The organism is Dietzia cinnamea NBRC 102147, assembly GCF_001571065.1.
Lineage (GTDB): Bacteria > Actinomycetota > Actinomycetes > Mycobacteriales > Mycobacteriaceae > Dietzia > Dietzia cinnamea.
Genome location: NZ_BCSW01000003.1, coordinates 1 through 24,996 on the forward strand (window position 1 = coordinate 1; position 24,996 = coordinate 24,996).

Sequence of the window (24,996 nt, forward strand, 5' to 3'; positions counted from 1 at the left end):
GCCCGCAAATACGGGATGTCCCGGGCCGAGGCGGAGGCTGGCCAGGAACAGATGGCCGCCCGGTTCCGCGAGTTGGGCCTCGAATTTAACTGGCGGTCGGCGCGGGTCTGCTCGACGTTCGACGCCCACCGGCTCGCCGCGCTGGCGGCGAAGCACGGGCGCGCCGACGAGGTGGACGAGGGACTGCGCCGCGCCCACTTCTCCGAGGGGCAGGTGATCTCGGACCCCGCTGTGCTCCGGAAGATCGGTGTCAACGCCGGCCTGCCCTTCGACGCGGTCGACCGGACGCTTGCCGGTGACGATTTCTCCGACGAGGTGCGGCGCGACGTGGAGACCGCCCGCGGCCTCGGGGTCCGAGGGGTGCCGTTCTTCGTGTTCGACGGTCGGCTCGCGGTGAGCGGCGCGCAGCCTGTGGAGGTGTTCGTGCAGGCATTGGAGCAGGCATCGGAGGCCAGCGCGGAGCCCACAACCGACGCCGGCTGACACGTCGCCGCCGGGCAGCCCTGCGCTCCGGCTGCTCCCGCGCCCCGATCGACCCCTGCGACGACAGAAGCCCTCCCGATGTCCGGGAGGGCTTCTGCTGTGATTGTGGTCCTAACTGGGTTCGAACCAGTGACCTCTCCGGTGTGAACGGAGCGCTCTTCCGCTGAGCTATAGGACCGCATGTCGCCGGGCTCTCTCGCTCGGCACCGGAACACTGTAGCAAGCCCCGGCCCGCCGCCCAATTCGGGGTACGCATCCTCGCAACCGCCCAGCACGGGCCCACCGCCTCAATCCCCCGTCACGTCCGCCTCGACCCCGCCGCGCCCCGCCCCCTCCGGCCGCCGCCGTCCGCGCACCCGACCGGCGAGTGATCACAGGCGACGCGAAATCTGAGCCGCGCGCTCGGAGGCGCCGCGGGTGGAATTCGCCGAAGGGTCTGCCGAGCCCGCCGTGGGCCCCGCGCGGATTCGCCACCGGGTGGGCCTGATCGCAGCGTGGACCGGCAAGCGCGTTCGCTGCGGGAACGGCACGGGCGCGGCGGTCGCGGAGATCGTCGCTGGCCCCGGTTGCCGATCGGGCCGCGTGTGGGACTGCCGGGGGCGGCTGCGGAGCGCCGATTTCGGACATCTGCCCAGTTCATCCCGCATTTCCGGCCCCGGATTTGTGTTCCGCGGAACTCGTCGGCTAATGTTCATTCTCGCAACGCGGTGAGCAACAGCGAGCCGGGAAGCGATGCGGATGTGGCGCAGCTGGTAGCGCATCACCTTGCCAAGGTGAGGGTCGCGGGTTCGAATCCCGTCATCCGCTCGGAGGGATCGAGGAGCCAGGACGTCCTCACCAGGCTCGATACCTTTGCGGTGGAGTGGCCGAGTGGTGAGGCAGCGGCCTGCAAAGCCGTCAACACGGGTTCGATTCCCGTCTCCACCTCTACGTCCGGACTCGTCCGGGCGCAGAACCCGCGCGATTAGCTCAGCGGGAGAGCGCTTCCCTGACACGGAAGAGGTCACTGGTTCAATCCCAGTATCGCGCACCACACGAAAGCCCCGGCCCCGGCCGGGGCTTTCGGCGTTGAAGCGCCGGCACTGCGATGCACTTCGGGACTAACCCGCGGGCCCCTGCCGTTGGGTGGATCGCCGCCGTACCGGTACCTGACCGTTCCGCCTGCGTGATGTCCGTCACGGATGATGGTTGCATGACTGCCACGCCTCGGCTCCACCATTCGACGACCGTCGGCCGGGCCGACGTGGCGAGCATGCGCGGCCGCGTCGTCGACTTCCGTCATACCACCGGGGTCCTCGCCGACCTCCGCCGGACCGCCGCCGACTCGTATGAGGTCACACTCGTCCTCGGCGGTGGCGACGACATCGAGCGGTATGTCATCCGCGGGGTACGCGAGGACGAGAGCCTCCATCTGCACGCGTGAACGGTGCCCCTAGGCTGGTCGGGTGACCGCGCGACTCGACGAGGCCGTAGAAGCCGACCTCCGCCCCCTGTCGGATCTGGCCGCCCGTACGTTCCCGCTGGCGTGCCCGCCGGACCTCGACGCGGGGGTGATCGAGGCCTTCATCGCCGAGCACCTCAGTGAGGAGGCGTTCAGGGCATACACGGAGTCCTCGGACCACGAGGTGCTGGTGTGCCGGGCAGACTGCGGCGCGATCGTGGGGTACGTACTGCTCGTCGAGGGCACCGTGATGGATCCCGACTGCGCAGCGCAGATCGTCCACCGCCCCACGAGGGGTATCAGCAAGTTCTATGTCGACCCGGACCACCACGGCGCAGGGATCGCGTCCCGGATGCTCGACGACGTGACGGCGCGAAGTCGACAGTCGGGTGTGCGGAGCGTCTGGTTGGCCACGAATATCGCGAACGCGCGGGCCCGTCGGTTCTACGTCAAGCACGGGTTCGAGCCCCGCGGGAACCGGACTTTTGACGTGGGCGGCGTCGCCAACACCGATGTCGTCTACGAACTGCCTCTCTGAATCGCGCTCTTTCTGAGCCGCGCTGCCGCGGCCGGACGATCCCGGTCCTCGAGCGCTCCTTCGGGATAGGCCGCCCTGGCGATGCCCGGCTGTGGCAACGCCACCTATCTGCCCACGCGCCACCTGTGGGATCCCGTAGGCGTCGCGCTATCGGATAGGTGGCGCGCTATCGGATAGGTGGTGCGTAGGCAGATAGGCGGCGCGGAGGCCGATGGGTGGCGGGTGATCCGATAAGCGACGTCGCGGGTTGAGAACCCGGGCGGGTCGCCGGCCCCGGGCGCGCCGCGGCGCTGCGGTCGGGAATGAGCCAGCTGCGGCCGGCGATCAGCCGGCTGCGGCGCTGCCGTCGGGAATGAGCCAGCTGCGGCCGGCGCTCAGCCGCCGACGGTCTCGAAGCGGGACAGCGCCAGCAGGCGCGAAGTCGCCCGCAGGTACTTCTTGCGGTACCCGCCGGCGACCATCTCCTCGGTGAAGATCGCGTCCAGCTTGTCGCCCGAGTTCCGCACCGGGATGCCCGCGTCGTAGAGACGGTCCGCGAGCACCACGAGCCGCAGCGCGATCGACTGGTCCGGCAGCGGCTTGACCCCGCTCAGGCAGACACGGTTCACCCCGTCGACCAGGCGGTTGTACTTGGAGGGATGCAGGGTCGACAGGTGCTGGCACAGCTCGTCGAAGTCATCGAACGTCGCGCCGTCGACCGCCTCGGCGTCCGCCCGCAGGTCATCGTCGGTCATCGGGTCCGGGGCCGGCGGCAGGTTGCGGTGCCGGTAGTCCGGGCCGTCCACCCGGATGGACTCGAAGATGCCCGACATCTTGCGGATCTCCCGCATGAAGTCCTTGGCCGCGAAGCGCCCCTCCCCCAGCTGCTCGGGCAGGGTGTTGGACGTGGCCGCCACACTGACGCCGGCCGTCGTCAGCTCGGCGAGCAGGCGGGAGACGAGCATGGTGTCGCCCGGGTCGTCGAGCTCGAACTCGTCGATGCACAGCACGGAGTGGCCCGAGAGCTCCTCGACCGCCCGGTTGAAGCCGAGCGCACCCACCACGTGCGTCAGCTCGACGAACGTGCCGAACGCCTTCGGCTCGGGACAGTTGTGATAGATCGAGGTCAACAGGTGGGTCTTACCCACGCCGAACCCGCCGTCGAGGTAGATACCGGTGCCCTGGACGGCCTTGGGGCGCCGCCCGAATAGGCCCTTCTTCGGCGCGCGCCGCGAGTTGACCTCCTCCGCGAACTGCCGACACGCCTTGACCGCGGCGGCCTGCGAGGGCTGCGCCGGATCCGGGATGTAGGAGTCGAAGCTGACGTCGTCGAACATCGACGGCGGCACCATCTGGGCCACGAGCTGGTCGGCAGGGACCACCGGGGTGACGTCAACGAGGCGAGAGACCATACGCAGAGCCTATCGTGGGGGCATCCGACGTCAGAACGGAAGGAGTCCGCGGTGCACACGACACGGCTCACCGTGATCGACGACGACCCCGCGGCCCTGGACACCCTCTGGGAGGCGCTGGAGCCGGAGCCCGATCTCGCCCTGCCCCGCATCCGGGCGGTAATGATCTCCACGGTCGACGGCAGCACGACCGTCGACGGGCGTAGCGGCGGGCTCGGCACCCCGACCGACAGGCTCGTCTACGACGCCATGCGCGCCCGGGCCGACCTGGTGATGGTGGGCTCCGCCACGGCGCTGACCGAGGGATACGGTCCCGCCACGATCGCCGACGCCTGGGCGGACCGACGCCCCGGTCCCCCGCCGGTGGTCCTGGTGTTCACCCGGAGCATCCCCGACCGGCTGATCGACCACTGCGCGCCCCTGGGCGACGCCGTCCAGGTCGTCGCCGCACACGGCGTCCCGGGCGACCGCCTGGAGGCCGCCCGCCGACAGGGCGTGACCGTCCACGTGCTGGACCCCGGGCCGCTGCGCGCGGCGGTCCGATCGCTGGCCACCCACTTCGGGGCGTCCGAGGTGGCATTCGAGGGCGGCCCCGGACTCCTCGGCACCTTCCTCCGCGAGGGCGCGGTCGACGAGCTCGTGCTGTCCGTCGCGCCGCAGCTCGTCGTCGGCGGCGACCGCACACCGCTGGCCAGCGGCCCGGGCACCAGCAGGGTGCCGATGCGGCTCGCCGCCGCGTTCACCTGCCCACGCGGCGGGCTCTACACGCGCTGGGTCGTCGACGGGGCGTCCGGGTGAGGCGCGGCGGAGACGATCCGGCTCCCCGGCGCCTCGAACAGATGACCCGCGGCGGAGACCACCCGGCTCCCCGGTGCCGCGACCGGCTGACGCGCGCGCTCGGTGCCGTGCTGGCCGCCATCGCGGTGGCGGCGGCCGCCTGCGCGCCTCTGCCCGCCACGGGCCCGCGGCTGGCCACCGGCGACGGCCCGGGCCGTGACGCCGACGGCGGTACCGGCCGGGAGACAGCGGACCGCCCGGAGTGGCTCGCACCGCGCTCCGACCTCACCTGGACACCCTGCGCGGCGGACCGGGCCCGCGGGATGCCGGAGGAGGCCACCGTCGAGTGCTCGACGCTCGGGGACACGCACGTCCTGCGCCTCACGGCGACGGGCACCCCGGACGACGCCGCGCCCCTCGTCGTCGTCGCCGGTCCCGAGACCTCACCCGACAGCCTCACGGCGCGGCTCGCCTCCGCCGGCCCCGAACTCACCGACTCCCGGCCGCTCGTCGTCGTCGACCATCGGGGCCGGTCCGGCGCGGCCGGAGCGTGCCTGTCCTTCCCCGCCCGGCGCACACTCGACGGGCTGGCGGACCGTGGCACCGACCCCACCTCCCCCGAGGTGCGCGGCGCCCTCGCCGACACCGCGCAGTCCTGCACCGACCAGCTCCAGGGCCGCGAACTGGACTTCGGCGCCGCGGGCGCCGCCGAGGACCTCGAACGGCTCCGGCAGGAATGGGGGGTCCCCGGACTCGCCGTTCTGGGGATCGGCACCGGCGCCCGCACCGCCCTGGCCTACGCGAGCGCCCACCCCGGCCGTCTGTCGACGCTGGTCGTCGACTCGCCCGCCCCCGCCGACGGCGACCAGGAGGCCGCCGCCCGCGCCGCCCTCGACGGCTCCGACTCCGCGCTGCGGCTCTGGGCCGCCTCGTGCACGCGGCCGGAGTGCGGACCCGGCGACGCCGACCAGAAGGTCGACGCGATCGCCCGGGCCCTCGACCGCGCCCGCGACCCCGGCGCGACCGTGGCCGCAGCCCTGCTGTCCGACGTCGTCCGCTCCGCGCTGGCCGACCTGTCCGGCGCCTCCGCCGGCGCCCCGTCCCCGGGCGACGTGATCCTCGGCGACCTCGTGAGCGCGGCGCCCGACGAGACCCCCGACAGCGTCCGCGACCGCGCCACAGAACTGTCCGGGACCTCCCTGCCGTACGTGGCCGGGTGCTCCGACCTGTCACGCCGCGTGCCGGTCAACCGCGTCGACGAACTGAGCACCGAGTGGGCCGGGACCCCGCCGTTCGGGGAGATCCTCGCCGCGCAGCTGTCCGCATGCTCCACCTGGCCCGTCCCCGGGCAGGCCCCGGTCAGCGTGCCCGCCGACGTCCCGGTCCTGCTCCTGGGCGGGATCGCCGACCCCGTCGCCGGCGCCGCCGCCGTCGAACCGTCCGTCGCCGCGCTCACCGCCGCCGGCGCCACCGACGTCCGCACGCTCACCTGGGGCGCGCCCGGGTCGCGGGTGATCCTGCACTCCGGGTGCGCCCGAACCGCGGTGACCGGATTCCTGGCCGACCCCGACACCGCCGAGGACTCCGCCGCCTGCCCGTCCTGACCGACCGGAGCGCCTCGCCCGACCCCGGAGGGCCAGGCGGTACCCTGCCTGACGTGCCGTTGCCCACCCGAAACACGATGACCGTGCCCCGCGTCCTTGCCCACGTGTTGTGGCCGTTGGCGATCATGACCGTCATCCACCGTGTCCTGATCCGGGCCGTCAACGGCTCGATCACCAACGATTTCGGCACGGTCTACGCCGCCACCAGGCGGTTCCTCGCCGGCGAGCCGGTGTACGCCGAGAACCTGCTGACCGTCCAGCCGCACTACCTCTACGCCCCCAGCGGGACGTTGATGCTGGCCCCGTTCGGGATGATCGACAACTACACGCTCGCCCGCTGGCTGTTCATCGGCCTCAACACCGCCGCGATCATCGCCGCGCTGTGGCTGCTGATGCGGCTGTTCGACCTGGACGTCCGGTCGTTCGCCGCCCCCGCGATCCTGCTGGCCGCGTTCTGCACGGAGGCCGTGACCAACACGCTGGTGTTCACCAACGTCAACGGCGTGATCTTCCTCTGCCAGGTCGCGTTCCTGTACCTCCTGCACCGCCGGCGCCTGTGGTGGGCCGGCGTGGCCATCGGCCTGTCGCTCGCGATCAAACCGATGCTGGCGCCTCTACTCGTGCTGCCGCTCATCCGCAGGCAGTGGCAACCGTTCGTCACGGCCGCCGCGATCCCCGCCGTGGCCATGGCCGCCGGCTGGGCGCTGACCGTCGACGCCCGCAGCTACCTCGACACCACACTGGCCTACATGGGCGAGGTGCGTGACTACTACAACAGCTCGCTCGCGGGGCTCGGTCTGTACTACGGGGTCCCGGAGCCGCTCATCCTGGTCGCGCGGATCCTCGTGGTGGCCGCGACGCTGCTGGCGGTGTGGCTGCTGCTCGAGTACCGCCACAACCACGAGGTGCTGTGGCTCGCCACCACCTCCGGCGTCGTCCTCACCGGTGTGTTCCTCGTCTCCACCCTCGGCCAGATGTACTACTCCATGATGCTCATCCCCATCATGCTCACGGTGGTGCTCGACAGGTCCCTGGTGCGCACCTGGCCGGCGTGGCTCGCCGCCTACGGGTTCTTCACACTCGACTTCTGGGAGTCGACACGCTGGCCGTACTACGGGCGGCTGCTCGAGTTCGCGCACCCGACCCTCGGCTGGCTGCTGCTGTTGGCCACCGTCCTGGTGGTGCTCCTGTGGCGCCGCTCGGACCCCAGCCGCCACGAGCGGATCGCACCGGCTGCCGCGGCGGCGTAACCTGCGGGCATGAGCAAGCCCACCGACAGCCACACCCCCCAGCCCGACTTCACCCTCGACGACGCCGAGTGGCGCCGCCGCCTCACCCCGGCGGAGTACCAGGTCCTGCGGCAGGCCGGGACCGAGCGGCCCTTCACGGGCGAGTACAACGACACCAAGACCGAGGGCGTCTACCGTTGCCGCGGCTGCGGTGCGGAGCTGTTCCGCAGCGACGCCAAGTTCGAGTCGAACTGCGGCTGGCCCTCGTTCTTCACTCCGCTGGCCGGCGACGCGGTCATCGAGCGCGAGGACACCTCGCTCGGCATGACCCGCACCGAGGTCATCTGCGCCAACTGCCACGGTCACCTGGGACACGTGTTCGCCGGCGAGGGCTACGGCACGCCCACCGACCTGCGATACTGCATCAATTCGGTGAGCCTGACGCTCGAGCCCGCCGAGGGCTGAGCGCGACACGCGCGAAAGGGGCCGACCGGATCAGTTCCGGCCGGCCCCTTTTCCGCGCTCTGTCGGGTGAGCGTGGACCCTACGGCAGGGACGCGGTGAGCTGCGCGGCCGTGACGCGCGGCCCGGTGAAGAACGGGATCTCCTCGCGCACGTGGCGACGGGCCTCGGTCGAGCGCATGATCCGCATGAGATCGACGATGCGGTCGAGCTGCGGCGCCTCGAAGGCGAGGATCCACTCGTAGTCACCCAGCGAGAACGCGGGCACGGTGTTCGCGCGGACGTCCGGATACTCGCGGGCGGCGCGACCGTGCTCGGCGAGGATCTGGCGCCGCTCTTCGTCGGGCAGCAGGTACCACTCGTAGGAACGCACGAACGGGTACACGGAAATGTACGCTCCCGGTTCCTCCTCGGCGAGGAAAGCGGGGATGTGACTCTTGTTGAATTCGGCGGGCCGGTGCAGGGCGGTGTTGGACCAGAACGCCGTGCTGGCCCGGCCGAGCAGGGTGGTGCGTCGGAAGTCGTTGTAGAACCGCTGCAGGTCCTCGATGTGCTCGGCGTGGGTCCAGAACATGAAGTCGGCCTCGGCGCGCAGGCCGGAGACGTCGTACAGTCCGCGCACCACGACGTCCGTGCCCTCGTAGCGGGCGAGGAAGGTCTCGAGATCCGCGGCGACCGCGTCCCGGTCGTCTCCGAGCTGCCCGGGCGTCACGGTGAAGACCGAGAACATGAGGTAGCGCAGGGTGGAGTTGAGCTTGGAGTAGTCGAGGCGTGCCATGGCTCAATCCTGCCACTTCGCGGCCAGCCGACGGGCCGCGGCCCGTGCCGACCCGATACAGGCGGGTACCCCTACGCCCTCGGTCGCCCCGCCGACGAGCTCCACGCCGGGTAGCCGCTCGGCCAGCTCGGCCCGTACCCCGGCGATCCGGGCGTCGTGACCGGGGCCGATCTCGGCGAGTGCGTCCGTCCAGCGGCGCACCCGCGAGTGCAGGATCGTCGGCACCGAGCCGCACAGTCCCCCCAGCGCGGACCCGGCCATCCGGGTGAGGGCGGCGTCGTCGGAGGCGAGCACCTCGTCGTCGTCGAGTCGCCCGAACGACACCCGCACCAGGTGACCGGGGCGGGTGTCGAGGTGGGGCCACTTGTGGCTCGTGAAGGTCATGGCCTTGAACGGCACCGGCTCGTCGGTTGCGACGAGGATTCCGGACCGCTCCGGGAGGTTCGTCGAGCGGTCGACCTCGAGCGCGACGACGGCCGAGGAGGCCGTGCGGATTCCGGACAGCGCCTGTTCCCCGGCGTCGAGGCCGCCGGCGGCGGTGAGAAGCGGCGCGGCGTGGCGAACAGGGACGGCGACGACGACGAGGTCCGTGTTCTCGGTCCACGACCCGCGGTCGCCGGCGACCGCCAGCGTGTATCCGTTACCCTCGCGACGCAGGGAGGTGCACCTCGCGCCCGTGCGGATCAGGGCGCCGGAGGCGGCGGCGAGTGCGTCGACGAGGACGCGATAGCCGCCGTCGAGAGTGGCGAACACCGGGCCGGGCGTGCGGGTGCCGGTGAGCTGGCGGGCGGCGGCGGTGAGGCTGGGTGCGCCGCGATCGAGCGCCTCGGCGAGCCCGGGCACGACCTGGCGCAGGCCGAGCCCGCTGCTGGGGGCGGCGTACACCCCGCCGAGCATGGGATCGACGAGCCGGGCGACGACCGCGGGGCCGAACCGCTCGGCGACCAGGGCGCCCAGGGACACGTCCGAGCCAGGCTCCCACGCGAGCGGCAGATCCGCCTCGCGCGCGGCGACTTCCCGCTCGGCGGGGCCGAGCACCTCCGACAGGGCGTCGACGTCCGACGGCAGACCCATGAGGGTCCCGCGCGGCATGGGGACCGCGCGCCCGCCGGTGAGGATGGCCGGCCCGAGCGGGCCCGGGTGGCGCAGCGAGTCGGTGAGGCCGAGTTCGACGACGAGCTGTGAGGCCTCGGGGCGGCGGGCGATGAACGCCTCCGCACCGAGCTCCATGGGCCCCGACGGGAAGTCGACCGTGTGCAGCGCTCCCCCGGGTGACGCCGACGCCTCGAGGACGGTCACGTGGGCGTCGGGGAGCTCCAGGGAGAGCTGGTAGGCGGCCGTCAGTCCGCTGAGGCCGCCCCCCACCACGACGACCCGCGGCGACGTCTCCGTCACTTGCCGGAGAGTTCGTGGACGAGCTCCACCACGTGGGTCACGGCACCCGCGTCGGTCGCGGGCAGGACCCCGTGGCCGAGGTTGAAGACGTGCCCGGCGGAGCCGGCCTCGCGGGCGCGGCGCCCCTCCTCGAGGATGCGCCGGACTTCGCCGTCCAGGGCCGAGCGGTCGGCGAAGAGCATCGCCGGGTCGAGGTTGCCCTGCAGGACCTTGCCGGGCACCCGGGCGGCGGCGTCGTCGAGTGGGATGCGCCAGTCCACGCCCACCACCTCTGGGCCGGCTTCACTCATGGCGCCGAGCAGCTCGCCGGTGCCCACGCCGAAGTGCGTGCGCGGTACCGAGGAGATGACCTCGTCGGAGAAGATGCGCGTGGAATGCGGCAGGACCAGAGAGCGGTAGTCCCGCTCGGTCAGCGCCCCGGCCCACGAGTCGAAGAGCTGGATCGCGTCGACGCCCGCCCCGATCTGCGCGCGGAGGAACACGGTCGTGAGGTCGGCGAGCTTGCCCATCAGCGCGTTCCACACCTCGGGGCGGGAGTACATGAGCGACTTGGTGTGCTCGTGGTTGCGGCTGGGGCCGCCCTCGATGAGATAGGAGGCCAGGGTGAAGGGCGCGCCCGCGAAGCCGATGAGGGCCACGGCCGGGTCGAGCTCCGCGGTGATGAGCCGGACCGCCTCCTCGATGGCCTCCAGTCGGTCCGGGGTGAGCTCGGGCAGCGCGGCCACGTCGGACTCGTCGCGGATCGGCTCGGCCACCACGGGACCGGTCCCCGGGACGATGTCGATGTCCACGCCGGCCGCGGCCAGGGGGATGACGATGTCGGAGAAGAAGATCGCCGCGTCCACGCCGTGACGGCGCACCGGCTGCAGCGTGATCTCGCAGGTCATCTCCGGGTCGAAGCACGCCTCGAGCATGGTCGAGCCGCCCCGGACCTCCTTGTACTCGGGCAGGGACCGTCCCGCCTGGCGCATGAACCACACCGGCGTGTGCGACCCGCCCCTGCCCGTCACCTCGTCGAGGTAGGGGCCGGTCCCGGCGCGACGGCCCGGGGCCACGGCCACCCGCTCGGTGGTTCCGGCGCCGGGGGCGCCGCCGGGAAGGGGGGACGAGGACGCATCAGAGTTCAACACGCCTCCATCGTCCCATGAAGTGACCGCCGGGGCCGGTCTGCCCACCCGGCCAGGTGACGGCGCGCCTCTTCCACGCCCGTGGCGGTGGTCGCTAGCGTGACGACCTGTGAGCACATCGGTCAATGACGGCGAGCCCGAGGTCTTCCGGGCGGCGGTCGAGTCGCTGTCGCGGCTCGAGGTCCGCCCCGAGATCTCGGTCGGCCCGATCCGCCCGCCGCAGCGACTGGCGCCCTACAGTCACGCCCTCGGTGTGGAGATCCTCCCGCCCCGGGGCGACGACGTGCCGGAATTCTCCGACGGCGACGCGTTCGGCCGGCTCATCCTGCTGCACGACCCGTCAGGCGACGACGCGTGGAACGGCACCCTGCGGTTGGTCGCGTACATCCAGGCGGACATGGAGGCCTCGTTGGCGGGTGATCCGCTCCTGCCGCAGGTGGCGTGGAGCTGGCTGACCGAGGCGCTCGACGAGGAGGCCGGACCGTACACGGCCCTCGGCGGGACCGTCACCAGCACGGCCTCCGTCCGCTACGGCGACATCGCCGGCCCCCCGCAGGCCCATCAGCTGGAGCTGCGCGCGTCGTGGACGGCCCTCGAGCCGGACCTCACCGGCCACGCGTCGGCGTTCTGCAAGACCCTGGCGCAGGCCGCCGGCCTGCCGCCCGTCGGGGTCACGTCCCTGCACGGACGGGCGTGAGCGGGCGCCGCCGCGGCGAGACCCCGCCCGGGGCGGCGCCTCCCCCTGCCGAGTACGAGTTCATCGACGACCTCTCCGGAATCGGTGCGGTCGTCGACGCCCTGGACGCGTCGTCCGAGCCGATCGCGGTGGACGTCGAACGCGCCTCCGGGATCCGCTACTCCGAGCGCGCGTTCCTCCTCCAGCTCCGCGTCCCCGGCGAGCCCGCCCTGCTCGTGGACCCGGAGACCCCGGGCCGGACCGTCGGACCGCTCGCCACCGTCCTCTCGGAGCGGCCGCTGCTGTTCCACGCCGCGAGCCAGGACCTGCCGTCCCTCCGCGAGCTCGGCATCCATCCCACGTCGCTGGTGGACACCGAGCTCGCCGGCCGGTTCCTCGGGATCGAGAGGGTCAACCTCGCCGCCATGATCTCCGAGCACCTCGGGATCGGGCTGGCCAAGGCGCACTCGGCCGCGGACTGGTCCCGCCGGCCGCTGCCCGCCGCGTGGCTCGACTACGCGGCCTACGACGTGCTGTTACTCCACGAACTGGCGGACGAGGTGCTGCCCCGACTCGACGCCCTGGGCCGCCGTGAGTGGTTCGAGGCGGAGTGTCGGCACCTCGTCGACTCGGTCCCGGCCCCGGCCGCCGCCGACCCCTGGCGACGTCTGACGCGCCTGTCGAGTCTGCGCGACGCCCGCCAGCTGGCCCGCGCGCGGGAGCTGTGGATGGCCCGCGACCGCGTGGCCGCCGAGCGGGACATCGCCCCCAAGCGATTGCTGGCCGACGCCGCCGTCATCGAGGCCGCACGGGTAGGCCCGACCAGCCGGTCCGCGCTACTGGCGATCGACGGTTTCGACGGCCCGCAACGCAGACGCCTGGTCGGCGAATGGCTGGCCGCACTGGAATGGGCCGACGGGCTCGGCCGCGAGGACCTGCCGTCACGTCAGGGGCCGCCCGCCGAGCATCCCCCGCACGCGTCCTGGAAGCGCAACGAGCCAGAGGCCGCCGCGCTCCTGGACGTCGCGCGGGAGGCGATCGCCGCTCTCGCCGACGACCTGGGCATCGACCAGGGGCTGCTCCTCAAGCCTTCGACACTGCGGCTGTGGGTCTGGCGTGCGGCAACCACCACTCCCGCCGACGACGCCGAACTGCTCCATGAGGTTCTGCGTGAGGAAGAAGCACGCGAGTGGCAGATCGAGTTGACGACCGGCCCCCTGCTCGAGGCGGTGCGCCGGTTCCGGGCGGAGAGCTGACCCGCCTGGTCGGCCGGGCCGCGGTCACAGTGCCAGGCGGGCCCTGATGCTCTCGGCGATCCCCTCCGCGGTCAGGCCGGCCTCGGAGAGGATCTCTGCGCGGGAGCCGTGGTCGAGGAACTCCTGCGGGATGCCCAGTGCGATACGGTCGCACTGCACCGCGGCACCGTCCAGGCGGGCCGAGACCGCGGACCCGACTCCGCCGTGGAGTCCGTTGTCCTCGACCGTCACCACCAGGCGGCGGCCGCGGGCGGACTCGACGATCGACGCCGGCACGGGGTAGACCCACCTCGGGTCGACCACGTCCACGGAGATCCCCTCGGCCTCGAGCGCGCGGGCCGCGGCCACGGCCGGAGCGACCATGGGGCCCACGGCCACCACCAGCACCTCGGCATCACCCGGGCCGTGAACGCGGTCCACGCCGTCCTCGGAGGTGGCCAGGGCCGGCACGGGCTCGCCCACGGAGCCCTTGGGGAAGCGCACGACAGTGGGGCCGTCGTCGACGGCCACGGCCTCGCGGAGCTCCTGGCGCAGGGTGAGCGCATCGCGCGGCGCGGCCACCCGCACGCCGGGGACGATGCCGGTGAGCGACAGGTCCCACATCCCGTTGTGGCTGGCGCCGTCGGGGCCGGTCACGCCCGAACGGTCCAGCACCAGGGTCACGGGCTGACGGAGGAGGGCGACGTCCATGAGGAGCTGGTCGAAGGCCCGGTTGAGGAAGGTCGAGTAGACGGCCACCACGGGATGCATCCCGCCCAGGGCCAGCCCGGACGCGGAGGCAACCGCGTGCTGCTCGGCGATACCGACGTCGAACATCCGATCGGGGAACCGCTCGCCGAACGCCGCGAGCCCGGTGGGCCCCGCCATCGCGGCGGTGATCGCCACGACGTCGTCACGCTCTGTGCCGATCGCGCAGAGCTCCTCGGAGAACACCGAGGTCCAGTCGACGGACGACGAGGTCGACAGCGGCTTGCCGGTCTCGGGGTCGATCACCCCGGTGGCGTGCATCTGATCGGCCTCGTTGTTCTCCGCGTGGACGTAGCCCATGCCCTTGCGGGTGACCACGTGGACCACCACCGGGCCCCCGAAGTCCTTGGCGAGTCGGAGTGCCGCCTCGGTGGCGGCGAGGTTGTGCCCGTCGACCGGACCCATGTACTTGAGGCCGAGGTCGGCGAACAGCTCCTGGGGAGACACGACGTCCTTGACGCCGGCCTTGATGCCGTGCAGTACCGAGTAGACCGCTTTGCCGACGACATCCTTGCGGGCGGTCAGGGCGCTCTTCGTCCGGTCCATCGCCTTCTCGTACGCGGGCTGCAGACGCAGGGCACCCAGCCGCTCGGCGAGACCGCCAATCGTCGGTGAATACGATCGCCCGTTGTCGTTGACGACGATCACCATGGGCCGGTCCTTCGCGGCCGCGATGTTGTTGAGGGCCTCCCACGCCATGCCACCGGTCATCGCCCCGTCCCCGATCACGGTGACGACGGTCCGGTCGCGCTCGCCACGCAGCGCGAAGGCCTTGGCGAGCCCGTCCGCGTACGACAGCGACGCGGTGGCGTGCGAGGACTCGACGATGTCGTGCTCGCTCTCCGCCCGGCACGGGTAGCCGGAGAGGCCCCCGCGGGTGCGCAGGCCGTCGAAGCAATCCCGGCGCCCGGTGAGCATCTTGTGCACGTATGACTGGTGCCCGGTATCGAAGACGATGGGGTCGCGCGGCGAGTCGAACACGCGGTGCAGGGCGACCGTCAGCTCGACGACGCCCAGGTTGGGTCCGAGGTGCCCGCCCGTGGCAGCGACCTTGCGGATGAGGAACTCGCGGATCTCGCCGCACAACCGGCCCAACTCGTCGGGTCCGAGCCCCCTGAGGTCCGAGGGGCCGTTCACCTGATCGAGCACGCTCATTGCTGTCGACTGCCCCTTCCCTGTCCGACACCCCGATGGGTCGAATCGCCAGTCTACGGGCTGAGGGCCCGCCGGCTCGCCCGCGGTCGGTCGGTCGGCCGCCGACCGCCGTGGCGGTTCAGCGCGCGACCGGGGCATCCAGCACCGCGATCCCCTCGACATGGTGGGTACCGGGGAACGCAGCGACGCCACGCAGGTCCGTCAGCGTCCACCCGGCCGCGACGAGCGCGCCGACGTCCCGGGCCAGACTCGCGGCGTCGCAACCGACGTGGACGATCCGTGACCGGGCCACCTCCGCCAGGCGCTGCATGACGGGGATGCCGGCGCCCCCGCGCGGCGGGTCGAGCACGACGACGTCGGGCGCCCGGCGGGCGTCGGCGTCCAACGCGTGGTCTTCGAGGAACGTCTCGACCCTCGAGCGCACCGTGTGCACTCCCGGGCCGGCCGCGGACGCCGTGTCCGGGTCGCCGGATCCGGAGGTGGTCGACACCGCCCCCAGCGAGGCCGAGGACGACTCCACCACCGTCACGTCCGCGCCCGGAACGGCCTCCCGCACGGCCGCGGCGAACAGTCCGGCGCCCCCGTAGAGGTCCCAGACGACGGGCTCGTCCGGAAGTCCCGGGGCCTGCGCCACGGCCGTGCGGACCGCCGACGCGTAGTGGGTCGCCGCGCTGCGGTGGGCCTGCCAGAAGGCCTCGGGGGGCAACCGCCACTCCCGCTCCCCCACGCGCCGCACGACGTCGGGTCCGCCGGTGACGAACTCCCAGTCCGCCGCCCGGGAGCGCCGCGCCCGGGCCCGGGTCGCGGCGGATCGACGCGCGCGCGAGCCCTGCCCGCGGGGCTCGTCACGCACCGCGGGCCGGTGGGCGACGTGGACCGTCCCGTCGTCACCGAGCAGCCCGAGGAGCTCGCGTCCGGGGCCCACGTCCGCGACGGTCACCGCGTCGAGAATGCGCGGATCGGGTTGGACGCAGGGCTCCATCACGAGGTCCCGCGACCGCGCCCGACGGACGCCGGGACGGCCATCCGGGCCGGTGACCCACCGGGCGACCGTGCGCCACCCTGTCGCGGTGGCGTCGCCCGCGGGGGCCTCGACCGGGATCTCGTCGGCGCGCGGGTCGATCCGGCCGATCCTGACTGCCTGCTCGGCGAGGATCCGGCCGGCGAAGCCGCGGGCCGCGGCGGGTTCGATGTGGCTCCAATCACAGCACCCGGCTCCGGCGGCGGCCGCCGGGCAGGCGGTCTCCACCCGGTGCGGGGACACGTCGATCACCGACTGCACGGTGCCGCGGCAGAAGGCGCGGCCCGGGTCGTCCTCGACCAGGACGTCGACCGTCTCCCCGGTGATGCCGCCACGGCAGAACACCACCCGTCCCTCGTGCCGGGCGACGAACTCACCGCCGTGCGCCGGGCCGGCCACCTCCAGCCGCAGGACGCGGCCCGTCCAGTCGGTCGTGTGCTCGTGTGTCATCTCGCCTCCGGTCCGCCCAAACGCCCGACGATCGGTTCATTGCGGGCCTGCTCCGCCCGGCCACGCGAGGACGACAGCTGCCACGGCACGCTGGTGACCATGACGCCACGCTCGTAGAGCAGGCGGGTCTTGAGGCGCAGCGCGCTCTGGTTGTGCAACAGCTGCTCCCACCAGTGGCCCACCACGTACTCCGGGATGTACACGATCACCACGTCCCGCGGCGACTGGTCCCGGAGCCGCTTGACGTAGTCCACGACCGGGCGGTTGATCTCACGGTACGGGGACTCGACGACCTTGAGCGGAACGGAGATGCCCCGGCTCTCCCACTCCCTGACGAGGGTGCGCGTCTCGGCGGTGTCGATGTTCACCGTCAGGGCCTCGATGGTGTCCGGGCGGGTCGCCCTGGCGTACGCGAGGGCCCGCAGGGTCGGCAGGTGCAGTTTGGAGACCAGGACGAGGCAGTGGGTGCGGCTGGGCAGCACGACCTCGCGGGAGGAGTCGTCCAGTTCACGCGCCACCGCGTCGTAGTGCCGGTGGATGAGCCTCATCACGCCGAAGACCGCCACCATGGCGAGGACGGCGATATAGGCGCCGGAGAAGAACTTGGTGGACATAACGATGACGAGGACACCCGAGGTGAGGCCGAACCCGACCGCGTTGACCGCCCGCGACCGGCGAGCCCGCCGACGCACCGCCGGGATCTCCTCGTGCTGCAGCCGCCGTGTCCAGTGGCGGACCATCCCGAGCTGGCCCAGCGTGAACGCCACGAAGACACCCACGATGTACAGCTGGATGAGGACCGTGACCCGGGCGTCGAACGCGATCACCAGCGCGATCGCCGCGATCGCCAGGAGCACGATGCCGTTGGAGAATGCGAGCCGGTCGCCGCGGGTGGCGAGCTGCCGGGGAAGGTACTTGTCGCGGGCCAGGACCGACGCCAGCACGGGGAAGCCGTTGAACGCGGTGTTGGCCGCCAGCACGAGGATGGTCGCGGTCACGACCATGACGACGTAGAACGCGATCGGCAGCCCGGCGAAGACCGGCTCCGCGAGCTGCGCGATCATCGTCTTCTGCTGATACCCCTCCGGGGCGCCGACGAGCTGGGTGGCCGGGTTCTCCGCGATCCGGACCCCGAGCCTGCGCGCCAGCGCGATGAGGCCCAGCAGGAAAGAGACCGACAGCACGCCCAGGATCGTGAGGGTGATCGCCGCGTTGCGGGCGCGGGGCTTGCGGAAGGCCGGCACCCCGTTGTGGATGGCCTCGACACCGGTGAGCGCGGCGCAGCCCGAGGCGAAGGACTTGGCCACGACGAACGCCAGCGCCAGGCCGGTCACCTCGGCGCCCTCCGCGGGGACGAGGTCGAACCCCGCCGACTCCGCGCGCAGGTCGCGGCCGAGGACCTCGACCTGCACCAGGCCCCACACGATGAGGGCGATCATGGACGCGAGGAACGCGTAGACGGGCACCGCGAACATCGCCCCGGACTCCCGGATCCCCCGGAGGTTGAGCGCGGCGAGTCCTGCGATCGCGAGTACGGCGAAGAAGACGGCGTGGGACTGCACGAACGGGATGGCCGAGCCGATGTTCGCCGCCGCGGCGGAGATCGAGACGGCGACCGTGAGGACGTAGTCGATGAGCAGCGCCGCACCAACCCCGAGGCCGGCGCGGGGACCGAGGTTGACCGTGGCCACCTCGTAGTCACCGCCCCCCGACGGGTAGGCGTGGACGTTCTGCCGGTAACAGGCGATGACGACGACCATGACGAACGCGACCGCCACCCCGACCCACGGGGTGAACGCGATCGCCGACATCCCGGCGATCGACAGCACGAGGAAGATCTCCTGCGGGGCGTAGGCCACCGACGACAACGCGTCGGAGGCGAACACCGGCAGGGCTATCCGTTTGCGCAGGCGCATCGTGCCGATGGTGTCGCTGCGGAAGGGGCGCCCCACCAACAGGCGCTTGGCTCCCACGGAGACCCTGGAGATCCTGGACACCGACACATCGTAGGACCCGCGCGCCGCGGCGGACAGCATCCGCGGATGTGAGTAGCGTGACGTCCCTGGGGCACGAGGGTGCGCCGTGAGGAGTGGGACTCGCGATGAGGGTCGTCGTCATGGGCTGTGGCCGCGTCGGGGCGGCGTTGTCCGCCGAGCTCGACGCCGCCGGCCACGCGGTGGTGGTGATCGACCGCGACCCCGCGGCCTTCGCCCGACTGCCCGAACGGTTCGGCGGTCAGACCGTCACCGGCCAGGGCTTCGACAGAGCGGTGCTCACCGACGCCGGACTCGTCGGCGCCGACGCGTTCGCCGCCGTGTCCTCCGGGGACAACTCCAACATCATCGCGGCCCGTGTGGCCCGCGAGACCTTCGGTGTCGAGCGCGTGATCGCCCGCATCTACGACGCCGGTCGCGCCGAGGTCTACGAACGTCTGGGCATCCCGACCGTCACCACCGTCCCCTGGGCGACCGGCCGGCTCGTCCGGTACGTCACCGCCGGGACGAGTCCGGTGGAGTGGCGAGACCAGACCGACAGGGTCTCCCTCGTGGCCCTCGACGCACCGCCGGGATGGGTGGGCCTGCCCGTCGACCGGCTCGCCGCGGAGGTCGGTGGGCGCGTCGCCGCGGTCACCCGCTTCGGCGAATGCCGCATCCCGGACGAGGACACGCTCGTCCAGTCCGACGACGTCGTCCACCTCACCCTGCCCTCGGAGGCGGTGCGCGGCCTGGAGGACCTGCTGCAGCGAGGCCCCTCCGATGCCTGACCCGACTCCCGACCCCACCGTCGACGACTACGCCGACGGCTCCGGCCTGCTCGCCGACGCCCCGTCCCGGGCGTTCCGCACCAGCTCGATGCGGATCGTCGTGGCCGGCGCCGGGGTCGTCGGACGGTCCATCGCCCGGGAACTGCTCGCGGGCGGCCACACGGTGACCCTGATCGACAAGCGTCCCAGCGTGTTCTCCGCCGACCCGGTCGAGGACGCCGACCAGCAGGTCGGTGACGCGTGCGAGCTCAGCGTCCTCGAGCGGCTCCGTATCGAAGAGGCCGACGTCGTCGTCGCCGCGACCGGGGACGACAAGGCCAATCTGGTGGTGAGCCTGCTCGCCAAGACGGAGTTCGCGGTCGCCCGCGTCGTGGCCCGGGTCAACGACCCCCGCAACGAGTGGCTCTTCGACGACCGCTGGGGGGTCGACGTGGCGGTCTCCACCCCCCGACTCATCGTCTCGGTCGTCGAGGAAGCGGTGTCCGTCGGCGACGTCGTCCGGCTCATGACGCTGCGTCGCGGCGGCGCGAACCTCGTCAGCGTGACCCTGCCCCCGCAGACCCCACTGGCCGGGCGCCCCGTGTCCCGCGTTCGGATCCCCCGCGACGCCGCGCTCGTGGCGATCCTGCGAGGAGGGCGGGTGATCGTCCCCGAGCCCGACGTGCCCTTCGAGCCCGGTGACGAACTGCTCGTGGTGGCCCCCGAGGCGGTCGAGGCCGACGTCAGCGAGGCGATCCTGGGGGGTTGACCGTCACGGCGATCTCCCGCCCGTAGTCCCAGCCCGGCGCCAGGGGCAGGTCGTCCCCGCTCCAGAACCTCCCCGGGTCGTACCAACTGGCGTCCCCGGCGGGCCGGAGCACGCTCATCGCCTCCAGGGTCAGGCCCACGACCTCCGCGCAGTAGGCCGCCTCCATGCGCATCGCGGGACCGGGCGAGACCCGCCCGCGCCGCGGGATCAGGTCCAGGAGCCGGCCGCCGCCCACCTCGTCGTCGTCCCCCGACGCCACCCCCGGCCTCCCGGCCACGACTCCGCCCGACGACCGCCGGCCCCGCGACGCCCAGCGTCCCCGCGCCCACCGCGCGGTGAGGCGACCCGCCGACGGGAACGACACGCCGTCCAGGCGCGCGATCGTCTCCAACAGCGCCTCCTCCTGCTCCGTCCCGACCTCCCGTGAGATCTGCCGGAACCACGCCCGCTGCCCGTACGGGCCCGTCCACTGACGCACCGCGGCCTCGAGGTCGTGCAACTGCACCCCGCGCTGGCGGCGGCCCGTCCACACGTCCGGCAGCGCCCTGCCCATCTCCGCGTGCCACAGCAGGGGCGGCATGTCCTCGAGCACCACCGCGACGCCCACATGGTTGACCGGCGCGTTGGTCAGCGTCTGGATGAGCCGGTCCGCCGTCGTCCGGCCGCGGAACAGCCACAGGTCGCCGGTGCGCGTACGGTCGGCCGCCGCGGCCAGCGGCACGGTGTCGATGTCCATGGGGCGATCCTGCCAGGGCGGCCCGGCCGGTCGGCCTAGGCTCGACTACATGGCTCCCCGGGGACGACAGTGGCTCAAGATGATCGGTGCGGCGGGACTGGCGGGTGTCGCGGCCTCCGGGATCCTCGCCGCCAGGTCCGAACGGCGCCGCCGCTCCTACGAGCCGGACGAGATCCGCGAACGACTCCACGAGCGCTACACGCGGATCCAGGCCAGGCGCGACGCCGCCGGCGACTGACGACGCCGTCCGGCCGACCCGGTCCGGGTGCCGATATCCTGGCGGGCACCATGCCGTCGTCCACCTCAGCCCCACCCGAGCTCCGCCGGGCCCGCCACGATCTGCTCGTCCGGCTCGACGAGGTCGGCACCCTCGACGCGCACCGGCTCCGCCCCCGGATCCGCCGGGCCCGCGCCGACCAACTCGACGACCTGGCCCGCCGCGTCGACGAGGCCGCCGAGCGCGTCCGGCGGCGCGCCGAGGCGATCCCCGCTCCCGAGTACCCCGAGCAGCTCCCCGTCAGCGCGCGCAAGGACGAGATCGCGGAGGCCATCCGCGAGAACCAGATGGTCGTGATCGCCGGCGAGACCGGCTCGGGCAAGACCACCCAGATCCCCAAGATCTGCCTCGAGCTCGGGCGCGGCGTGCGCGGCATGATCGGCCACACCCAACCGCGGCGCCTCGCCGCCCGGTCCGTGGCCGAGAGGATCGCGGACGAACTCGGCGTGGAGATCGGCGGCCCCGTCGGCTCCGCCGTGCGCTTCGACGACCGCACCGGACCCGACACCTCGGTCAAGCTCATGACTGACGGCGTCCTGCTCGCGGAGATCCGCCGCGACCGGCTGCTCCACGCCTACGACACGATCATCATCGATGAGGCACACGAACGCAGTCTCAACATCGACTTCCTCCTGGGCTACCTCAAGCAGATTCTCCCGAGGCGCCCGGACCTCAAGCTCATCATCACCTCCGCGACCATCGACCCCGAACGGTTCGCCCGCCACTTCGCGGGCCCCGACGGTCGCCCCGCCCCGGTCATCGAGGTCTCCGGACGTACCTTCCCCGTGGAGATCCGCTACCGGCCGCTCCAGGTCGAGCACGGGGACCGGGTGATCGACCTCGACCCCCTCGACGCGCTCGCCGACGCCGTGGCGGAACTGCTGCGCGAGGACGACGGCGACGTTCTGGTCTTCCTCTCGGGCGAGCGTGAGATCCGCGACGCCGAGGAGGTGCTGCGTGGCCGGAAATTCCGCAACACGGAGATCTTCCCGCTGTTCGCGCGCCTCACCGCCGCGGAGCAGCAGCGCGCCTTCCGCGCCCACTCCACCCGCCGGGTGGTGCTGTCGACCAACATCGCCGAGACCTCGGTGACCGTCCCCGGCATCCGCTACGTCGTCGACACCGGACTGGCGCGCATCTCGCGGTACTCCACCCGTACCAAGGTCCAGCGACTTCCGATCGAACCGATCTCCCAGGCCTCCGCCGCGCAGCGGGCCGGGCGATGCGGTCGCGTGGCCGACGGCATCTGCATCCGCCTGTACTCGGAGGAGGACTTCGAGGCACGACCGGAGTTCACCGACCCCGAGATCCTGCGCACCAACCTCGCCTCGGTGATCCTGTCGATGGCGGACCTCGATCTCGGTCCCGTCGACGACTTCCCGTTCGTCGAGCCGCCGGACCGCAAGGCGGTCCGCGACGGCATGACCCTGCTCACCGAGCTGGGGGCGTTGACGGTCGACGACGACGAACGCCCGCACCTGACCGAGGTGGGCCGCGACATGGCCGCGCTCCCCCTCGACCCCCGACTGGCCCGGATGGTGGTGGAGGGCCACCGCAACGGGGCGCTGGGAGACGTGCTCGTGGTGGTCGCCGCCCTGACGGTGCAGGACGTCCGCGAGCGGCCCGCGGAGGAGCGGGACAAGGCCGACCAGTTCCATCGTCGCTTCACCGACAAGACGTCCGATTTCCTGGGCTACCTCAACCTGTGGCGCTACCTCACCGAACAGCGCCGCGAGCTCTCCGGCAGCGCGTTCCGCAAGATGTGCAAGGCGGAGTACCTGCACTGGCTGCGCATCCGCGAGTGGCAGGACCTCAACGCCCAGCTGCGGAGCATGTGCCGCGAACGCGGCTGGCACCCGCCCTCCGGCCAGGCCTCCGAGGACGACCTGCACAAGGCGATCCTCACCGGCCTGCTCACCAATGTCGGCATGCGCGACGAGGACGCCCGCGAGTTCCGGGGCACCCGCGGCATCCGCTTCCAGATCTTTCCCGGCTCGGACCTGGCCCGTAAGCCACCCCGATGGGTCATGGCGTCTGAGCTCGTGGAGACCTCACGGCTGTGGGCCCGCGACGTGGCGCGAATCGACCCCGCGTGGATCGAGCAGCTCGGGGGCCACCTCACCCGTACCCAGTACTCCGAGCCGCACTGGTCGGACGCCCGAGGCGCCGCCATGGCCTACGAGAAGGTCCTTCTGCTGGGCCTGACGGTCGTGGAGGCACGCCGCGTGTTGCTGTCCCGGGTGGACGCTCCCCTGGCGCGGGAGATGCTCGTCCGCCACGGGATCGTCGAGGGCCGCCTCGACACGCGCGTGCCGGTCATCCGTGAGAACGCCGAGGCCGTGGCGCAGGCGAGGGAGCTGGAGACCCGCAGCCGTCGCCGTGACCTGGTGATCGACGACGAGGCCCTGGTGGCGTTCTACCTCGAGCGGCTCCCCGGCGACATCACCTCCGGCCGTCACCTCGAGTCGTGGTGGAAGAAGCGCGGCCACCGCGATCCGGACTCGATCCGGCTGACCCCCGCCGATATCCGCACCTCGGAGGCCGCCCCCGACGCCGGCGACTTCCCGCCGTTCTGGCAGCAGGGCGACCGCCGATTCGAGTTGCGCTACGAGTTCGATCCGGGCGTCGACGCCGACGGCATCACCGTCCGCATCCCGCTACCCCAGCTGTCCTCGGTGACCACCGCCGGTTTCGAGTGGCTGGTCCCCGGTCTCCGCGAAGAGCTCTACACGGAGATGCTGCGCACCCTTCCCAAGTACCTCCGGCGGCTCTGCTCGCCGCCCGTGGAGTACGCCGCTCTGCTCGCCCGCGACGTCACCCCGCGCTCCGCTCCTCTGCCGGTGGCCCTGGCACAGGCGCTGTCCGCGCGGATCGGGACGACGGTCGACCCGCGGGAGTTCGACCCCACGCAGCTCCCCGATCACCTGCGGGTGCGGTTCGAGGTGGTCGACGGCGAGAAGGTCGTCGCGTCCGGAACGGATTTGGCGGCGCTGCGGACGCGTTTGCAGGACAAGGTGCGCGACACCCTCAACACCCGGCTCGTGCCCGACGACGGGCCGTTCCGCCAGTGGAGTGCCGACACCATCGGAGATCTCGCCCCGTCGGTCACCGGCACGGTGGACGGTGTGGAGGTGACGGTCTACCCCGCCCTGCGCGTCGATGCGGACGGCATCCACCGGGTCGCGTGCGCGACGGAGGAGGAACGCCGGACCAGGCAGGCGTCGGCGGTCCTCACGCTCATCTCGTCTGACCTCGTCTCCGCCTCCTCGATCCTGCGAGGCCGCCCGGTCGAGCAGCGACTGGCCCTGACCCAGTACCCGCACGGGGGCGTCGAGGCACTGGTCTCGGACGCCGCCCTGGCGGCGTGCGGCCGCATCATCGCCCGACGTAAGGGCGTGCCGGTGTTGACGGTGGCGGAGTTCACCGAACTGCGGGACGCCGCCAGGGCGGAGGTGCCGGGGGCCGTGGCATCGGCGATCTCGACGGTCGTGCCCGCCTTGGTGGCGGCGCAGGAGGTGTCCGTGCGTGTGGCTGAGGCCCCGGCCGAGGTCGCCGAGGCGGTGAGACCGTCACTGGAGTTCCTGGTGGGTAAGGGTTTCCTGGCGCGTCATCCGGTCGACGTGCTGCCGCACCTGGAGCGGCACGTGAAGGCGGTCGGTGTCCGACTCGACCTCGCGGAGAAGTCCCCCGCCCGACATCGGGAACTGACAGCCCGGTTGGCGCGGTCGGAGGAGACCGTCGAGGAGGCGTGCGCGGCTCTGCGGCGTCGGCCCGGCGGCGCGCGCGCGACCCGCGAGCTGCGGTGGTTGCTGGCCGAATACAGGGTGGGGTTGTTCGCCCAGTCCCTCGGCACGGCCCGCCCGGTGTCGGCCGAGCGCATCGACAAGGCGGTCGCGAACGCGCTCGCTCCCCGCGCCCGGCGTTGAGCGCCCGGCGGGTCA

The 24,996-nt window shown here is 72.2% G+C and carries 21 protein-coding genes and 4 tRNA genes; 16 read left to right on the forward strand and 9 right to left on the reverse strand.

Features of this window, described 5'->3' with window-relative positions:
• Window positions 1–483 (forward strand): DsbA family oxidoreductase (locus DCI01S_RS01865; RefSeq protein ID WP_167349527.1); only part of this gene is annotated, 483 nt, incomplete at its 5' end.
• 106 nt (window positions 484–589) lie between these two features.
• On the opposite strand, the gene DCI01S_RS01870 is transcribed toward DCI01S_RS01865, so the two are convergent.
• Window positions 590–661, reverse strand: a tRNA-Val gene (locus DCI01S_RS01870).
• A 556-nt stretch (window positions 662–1,217) separates the two neighbouring features.
• On the opposite strand from DCI01S_RS01870, the gene DCI01S_RS01875 reads away from it, so the two are divergent.
• From DCI01S_RS01875 to DCI01S_RS01895, 5 genes are all read left to right on the forward strand, one after another.
• A tRNA-Gly gene (locus DCI01S_RS01875) sits at window positions 1,218–1,290 on the forward strand.
• A 49-nt stretch (window positions 1,291–1,339) separates the two neighbouring features.
• Window positions 1,340–1,410, forward strand: a tRNA-Cys gene (locus tag DCI01S_RS01880).
• Between the two features lie 31 nt (window positions 1,411–1,441).
• Window positions 1,442–1,516 (forward strand) — tRNA-Val (locus tag DCI01S_RS01885).
• Window positions 1,517–1,675: 159 nt separating this feature from the next.
• On the forward strand, window positions 1,676–1,906 hold the full coding sequence (locus DCI01S_RS01890; RefSeq protein WP_007627691.1) for a hypothetical protein: 231 nt from the start codon (window positions 1,676–1,678) through the stop codon (window positions 1,904–1,906).
• A 22-nt stretch (window positions 1,907–1,928) separates the two neighbouring features.
• Window positions 1,929–2,462, forward strand: coding sequence for a GNAT family N-acetyltransferase (locus DCI01S_RS01895; protein WP_061227697.1), 534 nt, complete (start codon window positions 1,929–1,931; stop codon window positions 2,460–2,462).
• Window positions 2,463–2,836: 374 nt separating this feature from the next.
• On the opposite strand, the gene zapE is transcribed toward DCI01S_RS01895, so the two are convergent.
• A complete protein-coding gene (gene zapE, locus DCI01S_RS01900) occupies window positions 2,837–3,853 on the reverse strand; it encodes a cell division protein ZapE (protein WP_061227698.1) in 1,017 nt (338 codons plus the stop codon).
• Between the two features lie 51 nt (window positions 3,854–3,904).
• On the opposite strand from zapE, the gene DCI01S_RS01905 reads away from it, so the two are divergent.
• The 4 genes from DCI01S_RS01905 to msrB are packed head-to-tail and all read left to right on the forward strand — an operon-like array spanning window position 3,905 to window position 7,928.
• A complete protein-coding gene (locus DCI01S_RS01905; RefSeq protein ID WP_061227699.1) occupies window positions 3,905–4,651 on the forward strand; it encodes a dihydrofolate reductase family protein in 747 nt (248 codons plus the stop codon).
• A gap of 41 nt (window positions 4,652–4,692) precedes the next feature.
• A complete protein-coding gene (locus DCI01S_RS01910) occupies window positions 4,693–6,234 on the forward strand; it encodes an alpha/beta fold hydrolase (protein WP_061227700.1) in 1,542 nt (513 codons plus the stop codon).
• 53 nt (window positions 6,235–6,287) lie between these two features.
• The gene (locus DCI01S_RS01915) at window positions 6,288–7,484 is read left to right on the forward strand and encodes a glycosyltransferase family 87 protein (RefSeq protein ID WP_232303085.1); all 1,197 of its coding nucleotides are present in this window, start codon (window positions 6,288–6,290) and stop codon (window positions 7,482–7,484) included.
• Between the two features lie 9 nt (window positions 7,485–7,493).
• Window positions 7,494–7,928 carry a peptide-methionine (R)-S-oxide reductase MsrB gene (gene msrB, locus DCI01S_RS01920; RefSeq protein WP_061227702.1) on the forward strand — a complete coding sequence of 145 codons (435 nt, stop codon included), beginning with the start codon at window positions 7,494–7,496 and terminating at the stop codon, window positions 7,926–7,928.
• 79 nt (window positions 7,929–8,007) lie between these two features.
• Here the strand turns inward: msrB and hemQ are convergent, their stop codons facing one another.
• Genes hemQ through hemE form a run of 3 tightly spaced genes read right to left on the reverse strand, consistent with a single transcriptional unit; the run spans window position 8,008 to window position 11,228 of the window.
• The gene (gene hemQ, locus DCI01S_RS01925; protein ID WP_061227703.1) at window positions 8,008–8,703 is read right to left on the reverse strand and encodes a hydrogen peroxide-dependent heme synthase; all 696 of its coding nucleotides are present in this window, start codon (window positions 8,701–8,703) and stop codon (window positions 8,008–8,010) included.
• A 3-nt stretch (window positions 8,704–8,706) separates the two neighbouring features.
• Window positions 8,707–10,098, reverse strand: a complete 1,392-nt coding sequence (gene hemG / locus DCI01S_RS01930; protein ID WP_061227704.1) for a protoporphyrinogen oxidase — start codon at window positions 10,096–10,098, stop codon at window positions 8,707–8,709.
• Window positions 10,095–11,228 (reverse strand): uroporphyrinogen decarboxylase, encoded by a 1,134-nt coding sequence (gene hemE, locus DCI01S_RS01935; protein WP_061227705.1) that lies wholly within the window; start codon window positions 11,226–11,228, stop codon window positions 10,095–10,097. The genes hemG and hemE overlap by 4 nt, the downstream gene beginning before the upstream one ends.
• Before the next feature lie 106 nt (window positions 11,229–11,334).
• On the opposite strand from hemE, the gene DCI01S_RS01940 reads away from it, so the two are divergent.
• Together DCI01S_RS01940 and DCI01S_RS01945 are read left to right on the forward strand one after the other, a co-directional pair.
• Window positions 11,335–11,922 carry a DUF3000 domain-containing protein gene (locus DCI01S_RS01940; RefSeq protein ID WP_007627671.1) on the forward strand — a complete coding sequence of 196 codons (588 nt, stop codon included), beginning with the start codon at window positions 11,335–11,337 and terminating at the stop codon, window positions 11,920–11,922.
• Complete coding sequence (locus DCI01S_RS01945) at window positions 11,919–13,157, forward strand: HRDC domain-containing protein (RefSeq protein WP_061227706.1); 1,239 nt, start codon at window positions 11,919–11,921, stop codon at window positions 13,155–13,157. Before DCI01S_RS01940 ends, DCI01S_RS01945 begins: the two co-directional genes overlap by 4 nt.
• Before the next feature lie 24 nt (window positions 13,158–13,181).
• On the opposite strand, the gene dxs is transcribed toward DCI01S_RS01945, so the two are convergent.
• The 3 genes from dxs to DCI01S_RS01960 form a co-directional block, all read right to left on the reverse strand.
• Window positions 13,182–15,059 carry a 1-deoxy-D-xylulose-5-phosphate synthase gene (gene dxs / locus DCI01S_RS01950; RefSeq protein ID WP_061227707.1) on the reverse strand — a complete coding sequence of 626 codons (1,878 nt, stop codon included), beginning with the start codon at window positions 15,057–15,059 and terminating at the stop codon, window positions 13,182–13,184.
• A 118-nt stretch (window positions 15,060–15,177) separates the two neighbouring features.
• On the reverse strand, window positions 15,178–16,530 hold the full coding sequence (locus DCI01S_RS01955; protein WP_061227708.1) for a class I SAM-dependent RNA methyltransferase: 1,353 nt from the start codon (window positions 16,528–16,530) through the stop codon (window positions 15,178–15,180).
• A complete protein-coding gene (locus tag DCI01S_RS01960) occupies window positions 16,527–18,566 on the reverse strand; it encodes an APC family permease (RefSeq protein ID WP_106386140.1) in 2,040 nt (679 codons plus the stop codon). Before DCI01S_RS01960 ends, DCI01S_RS01955 begins: the two co-directional genes overlap by 4 nt.
• 65 nt (window positions 18,567–18,631) lie before the next feature.
• Here DCI01S_RS01960 and DCI01S_RS01965 point away from each other — a divergent pair, with 65 nt between their 5' ends.
• Both DCI01S_RS01965 and DCI01S_RS01970 read left to right on the forward strand, forming a co-directional pair.
• A complete protein-coding gene (locus DCI01S_RS01965; RefSeq protein ID WP_061227709.1) occupies window positions 18,632–19,294 on the forward strand; it encodes a potassium channel family protein in 663 nt (220 codons plus the stop codon).
• Window positions 19,295–19,382: 88 nt separating this feature from the next.
• Window positions 19,383–20,042 carry a potassium channel family protein gene (locus DCI01S_RS01970; protein WP_061227793.1) on the forward strand — a complete coding sequence of 220 codons (660 nt, stop codon included), beginning with the start codon at window positions 19,383–19,385 and terminating at the stop codon, window positions 20,040–20,042.
• On the opposite strand, the gene DCI01S_RS01975 is transcribed toward DCI01S_RS01970, so the two are convergent.
• Window positions 20,017–20,778, reverse strand: a complete 762-nt coding sequence (locus DCI01S_RS01975; RefSeq protein WP_061227710.1) for a hypothetical protein — start codon at window positions 20,776–20,778, stop codon at window positions 20,017–20,019. The two genes, DCI01S_RS01970 and DCI01S_RS01975, sit on opposite strands and share 26 nt — an antisense overlap.
• 49 nt (window positions 20,779–20,827) lie before the next feature.
• Here DCI01S_RS01975 and DCI01S_RS01980 point away from each other — a divergent pair, with 49 nt between their 5' ends.
• Both DCI01S_RS01980 and hrpA read left to right on the forward strand, forming a co-directional pair.
• The gene (locus tag DCI01S_RS01980) at window positions 20,828–21,016 is read left to right on the forward strand and encodes a hypothetical protein (RefSeq protein ID WP_061227711.1); all 189 of its coding nucleotides are present in this window, start codon (window positions 20,828–20,830) and stop codon (window positions 21,014–21,016) included.
• 50 nt (window positions 21,017–21,066) lie between these two features.
• Window positions 21,067–24,981: an ATP-dependent RNA helicase HrpA gene (gene hrpA, locus DCI01S_RS01985; RefSeq protein WP_061227712.1), complete on the forward strand. Its 3,915-nt coding sequence runs from the start codon at window positions 21,067–21,069 to the stop codon at window positions 24,979–24,981.
• The last annotated feature ends 15 nt before the right edge of the window (window positions 24,982–24,996 follow it).

Excerpts from the sequence above, each read along its gene's own strand:
- DCI01S_RS01970 (WP_061227793.1), top strand. The coding sequence starts at position 19,383 with ATGCGGATCGTCGTGGCCGGCGCCGGGGTCGTCGGACGGTCCATCGCC.
- DCI01S_RS01960 (WP_106386140.1), bottom strand. The coding sequence starts at position 18,566 with ATGCTGTCCGCCGCGGCGCGCGGGTCCTACGATGTGTCGGTGTCCAGG.
- DCI01S_RS01890 (WP_007627691.1), top strand. The coding sequence starts at position 1,676 with ATGACTGCCACGCCTCGGCTCCACCATTCGACGACCGTCGGCCGGGCC.
- DCI01S_RS01955 (WP_061227708.1), bottom strand. The coding sequence starts at position 16,530 with ATGACACACGAGCACACGACCGACTGGACGGGCCGCGTCCTGCGGCTG.
- DCI01S_RS01910 (WP_061227700.1), top strand. The coding sequence starts at position 4,693 with ATGACCCGCGGCGGAGACCACCCGGCTCCCCGGTGCCGCGACCGGCTG.
- DCI01S_RS01980 (WP_061227711.1), top strand. The coding sequence starts at position 20,828 with ATGGCTCCCCGGGGACGACAGTGGCTCAAGATGATCGGTGCGGCGGGA.
- msrB (WP_061227702.1), top strand. The coding sequence starts at position 7,494 with ATGAGCAAGCCCACCGACAGCCACACCCCCCAGCCCGACTTCACCCTC.
- hrpA (WP_061227712.1), top strand. The coding sequence starts at position 21,067 with ATGCCGTCGTCCACCTCAGCCCCACCCGAGCTCCGCCGGGCCCGCCAC.
- hemQ (WP_061227703.1), bottom strand. The coding sequence starts at position 8,703 with ATGGCACGCCTCGACTACTCCAAGCTCAACTCCACCCTGCGCTACCTC.
- DCI01S_RS01975 (WP_061227710.1), bottom strand. The coding sequence starts at position 20,778 with ATGGACATCGACACCGTGCCGCTGGCCGCGGCGGCCGACCGTACGCGC.
- DCI01S_RS01965 (WP_061227709.1), top strand. The coding sequence starts at position 18,632 with ATGAGGGTCGTCGTCATGGGCTGTGGCCGCGTCGGGGCGGCGTTGTCC.
- dxs (WP_061227707.1), bottom strand. The coding sequence starts at position 15,059 with ATGAGCGTGCTCGATCAGGTGAACGGCCCCTCGGACCTCAGGGGGCTC.
- zapE (WP_061227698.1), bottom strand. The coding sequence starts at position 3,853 with ATGGTCTCTCGCCTCGTTGACGTCACCCCGGTGGTCCCTGCCGACCAG.